The sequence below is a fragment of the Kineococcus glutinatus genome (genome assembly GCF_039542765.1).
Lineage (GTDB): Bacteria > Actinomycetota > Actinomycetes > Actinomycetales > Kineococcaceae > Kineococcus_A > Kineococcus_A glutinatus.
Genome location: NZ_BAABIL010000394.1, coordinates 1 through 2,524, shown reverse-complemented (window position 1 = coordinate 2,524; position 2,524 = coordinate 1). Strand labels below are relative to the sequence as shown.

Sequence of the window (2,524 nt, the reverse complement as noted above, 5' to 3'; positions counted from 1 at the left end):
GGTGCCGAGGCCACCGCGGAGGAGGCCACCGCGGAGGACGTCGCCGTCCAGGTGCGGCAGGCCGCGACCGAGGAGGCGCCGACCGAGCAGGCGCCGACCGAGCAGGCGCCGACCGAGCAGGCGCCGACCGAGCAGGCCGCGACCGAGGAGGCGCCGACCGAGGAGGCCGCCCGGGACGCCGCCACCGCGGTGCAGCCCCAGGTCCGCGCGGCCGTCGCGGCCGGTGCGCCCCCGACCGCCGTGCAGCCGGAGATCGCCGCCCAGGTCGCCGAGGAGCTCGCCGCCCTCGCCGCGGTCGGTGGCGAGGACGTGACCGCCGCCGACCGCACCGCTCCGCACGACGAGCCGACCGGTGCCGCCGGCGACGAGGACCCCCTGGCCGGGCTGCCGGCCGCCGCGCGGGCCACCGCCGTGTTCTTCCAGGCCCCCGACGCCGAGCGCGTCCCCCGCCGCAGCCGGCGCGCCTCGGCCCCGGCCGGGCCCCCCGCACCGTCGGTGGACGACGAGGACGCCGACGAGACCGCCGACGACCTCGACGCCCTCGACGCGGCCGGCGACGAGGACGCGGTCGACGACGCGGAGGGGTCGCCGCGCCGCCGCCGCCGTCGCGGTGGCAGGGGGCGGCGCAGCCGGGTCCGCGAGGAGGCGGCCGAGGACGAGGCCGACGAGAGCGCCCGCGACGAGGGCGCCCAGGAGGAGCCGGACGCCGAGGTGGACGCCGAGCCGACCGCCGAGGTGGACGCCGAGCCGACCGCCGAGGACGAGGGCGCCGCACCCGCGGGTCGCGGTGGGCGCCGCCGCAGGCGGGGACGCGGCCGCGAGGTCGCGGAGGACGTCGAGGACGAGGAGACGCCCGGCGAGGGCGCGCAGGTGCCCGAGGACGCCGCGGAGGACGCGGAGGACGCCGAGGACGAGGAGGAGGACGCCGACACCGGTGCCGAGGGCGGCTCGAGCCGTCGTCGCCGTCGCCGTCGCCGTCGCGGTGGCAGCGAGGAGCCGTCGCCGGACGACCCGCCGAACACGGTCGTCCGGGTGCGCGAGCCCCGGCGCGCCGGCCGCACCGGCGACGACGAGATCACCTCCGTGAAGGGTTCCACCCGGCTGGAGGCCAAGAAGCAGCGCCGCCGCGAGGGCCGGGAGGCCGGGCGCCGCCGCACGATCCTCACGGAGGCGGAGTTCCTCGCCCGCCGCGAGAGCGTCGAGCGGGTCATGGTCGTGCGCGAGCGGGAGGGGCGCACCCAGATCGGCGTGCTCGAGGACGGTCTCCTCGTCGAGCACTACGTCGCGCGGCAGACGCAGGCCAGCATGGTCGGCAACGTGTACCTGGGCCGGGTGCAGAACGTGCTGCCCAGCATGGAGGCGGCCTTCGTCGACGTCGGCAAGGGCCGCAACGCCGTGCTCTACGCGGGCGAGGTGAACTGGGACGCCGCCGGCCTGGAGGGCCAGCCCAAGCGCATCGAGCTGGCCCTGAAGTCCGGCGACAGCGTCCTGGTGCAGGTGACGAAGGACCCGGTGGGGCACAAGGGCGCCCGGCTGACCAGCCAGATCTCGCTGCCCGGCCGCTACCTCGTCTACGTGCCGCGCGGGTCGATGACCGGCATCAGCCGCAAGCTGCCCGACACCGAGCGCTCCCGGTTGAAGAAGGTCCTCAGGAAGGTCGTCCCGGAGGGGGCGGGCGTCATCGTGCGCACCGCCGCCGAGGGCATCAGCGAGGAGGAGCTGGCGGCCGACGTCGAGCGCCTGCAGGCGCGCTGGGCGGAGATCGAGGCCAAGACCTCCGGCAGCGCACCGGCCCTGCTGCACGGCGAGCCCGACCTCACCGTCCGGGTGGTCCGCGACGTGTTCAACGAGGACTTCAGCAAGCTCGTCGTCGCCGGTGACACCGCCTGGGCGACGGTGAGCGACTACGTCGCCTCCGTCGCACCCGACCTGCTGCCCCGCGTGGAGCGCTGGGAGGGCGAGCTGGACGTGTTCGCGGTCCACCGCATCGACGAGCAGCTGGCCAAGGCCCTGGACCGCAAGGTGTACCTGCCCTCCGGCGGCTCCCTCGTCATCGACCGCACCGAGGCCATGACCGTCGTCGACGTCAACACCGGCAAGTTCACCGGCGCCGGCGGCAACCTCGAGGAGACCGTCACCCGCAACAACCTGGAGGCGGCGGAGGAGATCGTCCGCCAGCTCCGGCTGCGGGACATCGGCGGGATCATCGTCATCGACTTCATCGACATGGTCCTGGAGTCCAACCGCGACCTCGTGCTGCGCCGGCTCACCGAGTGCCTGGGCCGTGACCGCACCAAGCACCAGGTCGCGGAGGTGACGTCGCTGGGGCTGGTGCAGATGACGCGCAAGCGCGCCGGGCAGGGGCTGCTGGAGGCGTTCAGCGAGACGTGCGAGGCGTGCAGCGGCCGGGGGCTGATCCTGCACGACGAGCCCGTCGAGAAGCGTTCCGGCGCCGCCGCCCCCGCCACCGGTCCGGGGCGGGGACCGGACGCCGGGCCCGGCTCGCGCGACTCCCGCCCTACCC

Annotated in this window: 1 protein-coding gene; it reads left to right on the top strand. The window is 76.0% G+C overall.

Annotated elements, in window-relative coordinates:
* Nucleotides 1–2,524: Rne/Rng family ribonuclease (locus ABEB16_RS14465; RefSeq protein ID WP_345712941.1), on the top strand; the 2,524-nt coding region annotated here is incomplete at both ends.